The 5,981-nt window shown below is 72.3% G+C and carries 6 protein-coding genes; 1 reads left to right on the top strand and 5 read right to left on the bottom strand.

Annotation, left to right across the window (positions count from 1 at the left end; genetic code table 11):
- Positions 1–162: 162 nt before the first annotated feature.
- On the top strand, positions 163–666 hold the full coding sequence (locus AOK00_RS30020) for a hypothetical protein (protein ID WP_055603369.1): 504 nt from the start codon (positions 163–165) through the stop codon (positions 664–666).
- A gap of 68 nt (positions 667–734) precedes the next feature.
- Here AOK00_RS30020 and AOK00_RS30015 read toward each other — a convergent pair whose 3' ends face one another.
- The 5 genes from AOK00_RS30015 to AOK00_RS29995 form a co-directional block, all read right to left on the bottom strand.
- Entirely contained in the window at positions 735–2,045 is a 1,311-nt protein-coding gene (locus AOK00_RS30015; protein ID WP_055603368.1) for a DUF58 domain-containing protein, read from the bottom strand.
- A 12-nt stretch (positions 2,046–2,057) separates the two neighbouring features.
- Positions 2,058–3,041 carry an AAA family ATPase gene (locus AOK00_RS30010; RefSeq protein ID WP_055603367.1) on the bottom strand — a complete coding sequence of 328 codons (984 nt, stop codon included), beginning with the start codon at positions 3,039–3,041 and terminating at the stop codon, positions 2,058–2,060.
- Complete coding sequence (locus tag AOK00_RS30005) at positions 3,038–4,240, bottom strand: DUF4350 domain-containing protein (RefSeq protein ID WP_055603366.1); 1,203 nt, start codon at positions 4,238–4,240, stop codon at positions 3,038–3,040. The genes AOK00_RS30010 and AOK00_RS30005 overlap by 4 nt, the downstream gene beginning before the upstream one ends.
- Positions 4,237–4,929, bottom strand: coding sequence for a DUF4129 domain-containing protein (locus tag AOK00_RS30000; RefSeq protein WP_055603365.1), 693 nt, complete (start codon positions 4,927–4,929; stop codon positions 4,237–4,239). Before AOK00_RS30000 ends, AOK00_RS30005 begins: the two co-directional genes overlap by 4 nt.
- A 4-nt stretch (positions 4,930–4,933) precedes the next feature.
- Positions 4,934–5,981: DUF7544 domain-containing protein (locus tag AOK00_RS29995; protein WP_254047558.1), on the bottom strand; the 1,048-nt coding region annotated here is incomplete at its 5' end.

Genomic DNA, 5,981 nt, shown 5'->3' with positions numbered 1-5,981 from the left:
GGTTGAGGCATTTTTGCGTTCAGCTACTTTCAGCCAAAGATTGATGCGTGCATGACATTTCAAGCAGGCTGTGACACGCTCCGTGGCGCACTCCGAATCCGGGCCGGCTGTCCCGAGCCGCTTGGGTTCCCCCCACCCACAAGCTGTGGCAAGGAGAGCGACATGAAATACACCCCCACTCTGACCGGCTTGGCCGCGCTGGTGATGGCGGTCGGCATCGGCGTTCCTGCGACGGCCGCTGCGAGCGGCTCCGTGGCCGGCGCGGAGGTCGACGGCGTGATCGTCGTCTCCGGGAACACCTGTAGCTGGACCGGTGCCGACGCGAGTGCGACTCCGCCGGGCGCACTCACCGTCGACCGGTCCACGATCAACAAGCCGGGCGGGAATCTGACCTGCGGCGGGGGCATCACCGCCTCGCTCAACAACAACCCGGCCTTCGTCTTCGACGACGCCGCCGGTACGGCGACGACGGACGTCATCGACCTCACGGGCAAGCAGTCGTTCGTCTCCTGCCGCTACAAGGTGACGAACATCGTCTGGAATCGGGAAGGGGCCACCAGGAAGTACGTGAACACCCCCTTCACGGCCACCAAGGTCTCGGGTTCGTTCCTGTGCCCCGGTTCCTTCAGCGCCGCGGCCGGGGAGGCCTCCGTCGTGTTCCGTTGATTCGGCGCCATGCGTGATCGATGGTCGGTGCGGCGTTGTTTGCCGTGCCGGCCATCGGTGCTTGGGCTCTAAAGGCGGCCGGCTGCCTTCAGGGCGAGGTACGCGTCGGCCAGGGCGGGGGCGAGCGTGTCGGGGGAGGCGTCGACGACCGTGGCGCCGTGGCGCCGGAGCTGGTCCGCCGTGCGGGAGCGCTGGGACCGGGTCTGTGTGGCCGCCGCTGCCTCGTAGACGCCCTCGATCGTGCCGCGGGTCGTCGCCATGCGGGCGATGTGCGGGTCGGAGACCGAGGCGAGCAGGACCGTGTGGCGCTGGGCGAGCTGCGGCAGGACCGGGAGGAGACCCTCCTCGATCGGAGCGGCGTCGAGGCTCGTCAGAAGCACGATCAGTGAGCGGCGGGGGGCGCGCGCGAGGGCCGTCGCCGCCAGGCCGCGGGCGTCGGTCTCCACCAGCTCGGGTTCGAGCGGGGCGAGGGCGTTGACCACGGCGGGGAGGACATCGCGCGCGGAGCGGCCCTGGACCTGGGCGCGGAGGCGCCGGTCGTAGGCGAGGAGGTCCACGCGGTCACCGGCACGGGACGCGAGGGCGGTGAGCAGGAGTGCGGCGTCCATGGAGGCGTCCAGGCGAGGGATGTCGCCGACGCGGCCGGCCGAGGTGCGGCCGGTGTCGAGGACGATCAGGATGTGGCGGTCGCGCTCGGGGCGCCAGGTACGGACGGCGACCGCGGACTGGCGGGCGGTGGCCCGCCAGTCGATCGAGCGGGTGTCGTCGCCGGGGACGTACTCGCGGAGGCTGTCGAACTCCGTGCCCTCACCGCGGGTCAGGACGCTGGTGCGGCCGTCGAGTTCACGGAGACGGGCCAGGCGGGACGGCAGGTGCTTGCGGCTGGTGAACGGGGGCAGGACGCGGACGGCCCAGGGAACCTCGTGGTTGCCCTGACGTGCCGCCAGGCCCAGGGGGCCGTGCGAGCGGACCGTGATCCGCTCGGCCCGGCGGTCGCCGCGGCGGGTCGGGCGCAGGCTCGTGGTGAGGCGGCGACGTTCGCCCGCGGGGACCGTCAGGCGGTGGCGCGAGGAGGTCTGTTCGGTGCCGGGGAGCCAGCTGCTGGGCGGCCAGGCGTCGCGGAGCTGGGCGCGGAGGGGGCGGCGGGACGGGTTGGTGACGGTGAGATCGACGTGTGCCGCGTCACCGAGTCGAACGGATGTGTCACCACTTCGGGTGAATTGGAGCGTTCGTACTGGCGCGGCCAGGGCGTAGTCGCACAGAATTGCGAAGCAGAGGGGCGCGTTCACCGCGAGCATCCCCGCCCAGCTGGGGGCGAGGATGCCGACGGGGATCGATCCGAGGGCGGCGAGCAGCGCTGTTCGTCCGGTGAGGGCCATGGGGCGCCGTTCTCAGCGGGGGACGGGGACGTGGGCGAGGATCGAGTTGATGACGGAGTCGGGGGTGACTCCTTCCATCTCGGCCTCGGGCCGCAGGTGGATGCGATGACGCAGGGTGGGGAGAGCGAGGGCCTTCACATCGTCCGGGGTGACGTAGTCCCGGCCGGTGAGCCAGGCCCAGGCGCGGGCGGTGGAGAGCAGGGCGGTGGCGCCTCGGGGGGAGACCCCGAGCGTGAGTGAGGGGGATTCACGCGTGGCACGACAGATATCGACGACATAGCCGGCGATCTCGGCGGAGACCGAGACCTTGGCGACGGCGGCCTGGGCGGCTTCGAGTTCTGCGGGGCCCGCGACGGGGCGGACACCGGCGGCCTTCAGGTCGCGGGGGTCGAAGCCCTCGGCGTGACGGGTGAGGACCTGGATCTCGTCCGCGCGGGAGGGCAGAGGCACCGTCAGCTTCAGGAGGAAGCGGTCCAGTTGCGCCTCGGGGAGAGGGTAGGTGCCCTCGTACTCGACGGGGTTCTGGGTCGCGGCCACCAGGAAGGGCTTGGGCAGGGCGCGCGGAGTGCCGTCGACCGTGACCTGACGCTCCTCCATCGCCTCCAGGAGGGAGGCCTGGGTCTTCGGGGGCGTGCGGTTGATCTCGTCGGCGAGCAGGAGGTTCGTGAAGACCGGGCCGGGCTGGAAGGAGAACTCGGAGGTCCGGGTGTCGTAGACCAGGGATCCGGTCACGTCGCTCGGCATCAGGTCGGGGGTGAACTGGACACGCTTGGTGTCGAGTTCGAGTGCGGCGGCGAGCGAGCGGACCAGCAGGGTCTTCGCGACGCCGGGTACGCCTTCGAGGAGGACGTGTCCGCGGCAGAGCAAGGCGACGACGAGACCGGTGACGGCGGGGTCCTGGCCGACCACGGCCTTTCCGATCTCGGTGCGCAGGGCCTCCAGGGAGGCGCGGGCGCTGTCCGAGGTCGTAACGGTCTCGGGGGTCGGGGCGCTCATGAGGTGCGTACCTCTCTTTCGAGGGCGTCGAGTTGGTCCGCCAGGCGGATGAGAGTGGCGTCGTCGGCGGGAGCCGGGCCGAAGAGGAGATGCCGGGGGTCCGCGGTGGTCTCGGGGAGACGGGCGGAGAGTGCGGGGAGGAGGCGATCGGCGGAGTGGGCGTCCTGGACCGGGACGCCGAGCAGCGGGGCGATCCGGGTGCGGGTCGCGGTGCGCAGCACCGAGGCGGCGCGGTCGCGGGCGTTCGCCTTGCGGTAGAGGCGGGCGCGGCCCTCGGTCGCCTCGGAGGCGCGGAGGGCGACGGGGAGGCGTTCCGTCACCAGGGGGCCGAGACGGCGGGCGCGCCAGATGGCGGCGAGCAGGGCCGCGATCGCGAGCTGGAGTGTGCCCCACAGCCAGCCGGAGGGGATGAGGGAGAGGAAGTTGCCCGTGGTGCCGTCGTCGGGTGCGTCGGCGGTGGCGGAGGCATCGGTGAGGGAGGGGAGGTACCAGACGAGATGGGGCCGGGAACCGAGGAGTTGCAGGGCGAGCGAGGCGTTGCCCTGCTGGTCGAGACGCTTGTTGTAGAGGATGTCGGGCGAGCCGAGGAGGACGGTGTCGGTGGTGTCCTGCCCGGGGAGGCGGAGCAGGGTCGGCAGGCCGTCGGAGAGGTAGCAGGAGTCCGCGGTGGCGCCGGGGGCGGTGAGGTAGCGCTCGCCGCCGAGGTCGACGCTGCCGGCGCGGGTGGCTTCCGCCAGGGTGCAGGAGGGGGCGCGGTTCTCCACGCGGGCGCTGGTGGAGCTGGTGACGCCCGGGGCGAGGGTGTCGAGGGAGGACCGGCCCGGGCCTACGAGGACCGTACGGCCGATGGAGCTCGTCATGGTTCGGCGGAGCGAGGACTGCTGAGACTGTGTCAGCAGGTCGGGTGCGGTGACCAGGAGCGTCGTGTCCTGGTCGGTCGCGGCGGTGGCCTCGTCGAGGGTGGTCACGAGGGTGAGCTCGATGCCACGGGACGTGAGGAGTTCGGCGACGGCCCGGCTGCCGTTCGGATCGGCGGAGCGGGGGTCGAGGGCGCCGTGGGCGTCGGAGGACCGCAGCGTCGCGAGCGCCAGGCCGCCGATGAGGACCAGGGCCAGGACGAGGGCCGCGCCCCGGGCTCGGGTCCAGAGCTGGCGGGCGGAGGGGGCGGTCGACGTGGTGCTGGTGGCCGGACGGCTCATGCGGGTGTCCCCGTGGGGGCGGTGTCGAGGGTGGGACGGGTGCGCTCCAGGGCGGTGTCCAGTTCCTCGATGCGGCGGTACGCGGGCTCGTCGGCGGTGCGGCCGCCGTATGTGACGTCGTCGAAGACGCGGACGGCGAGGCGCAGGTCGTCCGCGTGGGCGGGGAGGGAGCGGCTCGCTTCGGCGGCGGCCTCGTCCGCGGTGCGGCCGGGGCGGGGGTCGAGCAGGGCGCGTTCCTCGAGGGAGCGGACGATGGCCCGGGTGCGTTCCTGGACGGCCTGGTTCCAGCGGCCGGCGGAGGCGTGGCGGGTAGCGGCCGCCCGGTGGTCGCGGGCGGTGCGGGGGCCGTCCGCGAAGAGGGAGTCGCCGGTGGTGCCCGGTGTGCGGTGGGGGGTGCCGAGGCGCCACCAGAGGGCGGCGACCGCGGCGATCACGAACAGGACGACCACGACGAGGCCGATCACGCCGCCGGGCGTGGCATCCGACGCGGCCTCGAAGAGGTCGCCGCCCCACTCCCAGAAGCGGTCGAGGCCACGCTGGAGGAGGTTCGGGTCGTTCTCGTGGTACATCGGCTTGGACAGCTCCCGTTCCGCCGCCTCCTGGGCGGGGACGCGGGAGATGTCCACCGGGATGTCGTCGTCGGCGCGGAGCAACGACGGTGCCGTGGCCGTTCCCCCCGTGACCGTCACCGCATCAGCCTCCGACGGTCTGGGTGTCCGGGGTGGGGCCGTAGCCGGGGACGCCCGCGGCCCGACCCAGGTCGAGGTCCAGTGCTTCGCGGCGGATGCGCTGGTCCACGTAGAGGAGGACCGTGACACCGGCCGAGATCGGGTAGGTGATCGCGCTGGTGATCACACCGCCGATGCCCGTGATGATCAGGAACGGCCAGCCGAAGGTGGTGGACGTGCCGGAGAGCATGTCGGAGAAGCCGTCTCCGTCGACCGCGATGCCGAGGATGGTGAACGGGATCGCGATGATCATGGAGAAGATGAAGATCAGCAGCTGGGTGAGGAGCGTGATGCCGAAGATGCGCCACCACGCGCCCTGAACCAGCTTCGCCGAGCGCTTCAGCGACTTGATCACGCTGCCGCGCTCCAGCATCAGCGCGGGGGAGGCGAGGCTGAAGCGGATCATCAGCCAGATGGCCGCCACCAGGGCGCCGAGACCGCCGAGGAGGGTCAGGGCCACGCCCGCCGCGCCGCCGATCAGGAGACCGGGGAGCAGGCCGACCATGACGATGGCGGAGCTCATCGCCGCGAGCAGCAGGGTCAGGCCGATGAGCTGGAGGAGTCGCGGTCGGGCCTCCCGCCAGGCGGCGCCGAGCGAGACCGGGCGGCCGAGGACGGCGCGGCTGATGACGACGGTCAGCAGGGCGGCGCTGACGAGGGATGCCATCAGCGTCACGAGGAGGGCGGGGCCCAGGCCGATCAGGGACGACTGGGCCGCGTCGAGCGACTGCTCGAGCGCTTCGGCGGGGGTGGCGTCCGGGTTCCGCGACGGAACGGCGGGGGCGAGGTACTGCTGGGCCAGGATGTTGGCGATCTGGGAGACCACCGCGACCGTGACCGTGATGGCCAGCACGGTGCGCCAGTAGGTGCGGAGGGTCTTCACCGCGCCGTCGAGGATCTCGCCCATGCCCAGCGGGCGCAGCGGGATCACCCCGGGCTTCGCGGCCGGAGGCCGGCCCCAGTGGGCGTTCGGGGGAGGAGCTCCCCAGCCCGGGCCCTGGCCGGGGGCCGGG

Source organism: Streptomyces aureus (assembly GCF_001418135.1).
GTDB lineage: Bacteria > Actinomycetota > Actinomycetes > Streptomycetales > Streptomycetaceae > Streptomyces > Streptomyces aureus_A.
The sequence above is the reverse complement of the archived record's forward strand: the minus strand, read 5'-3'. Positions and strand labels throughout refer to the sequence as shown.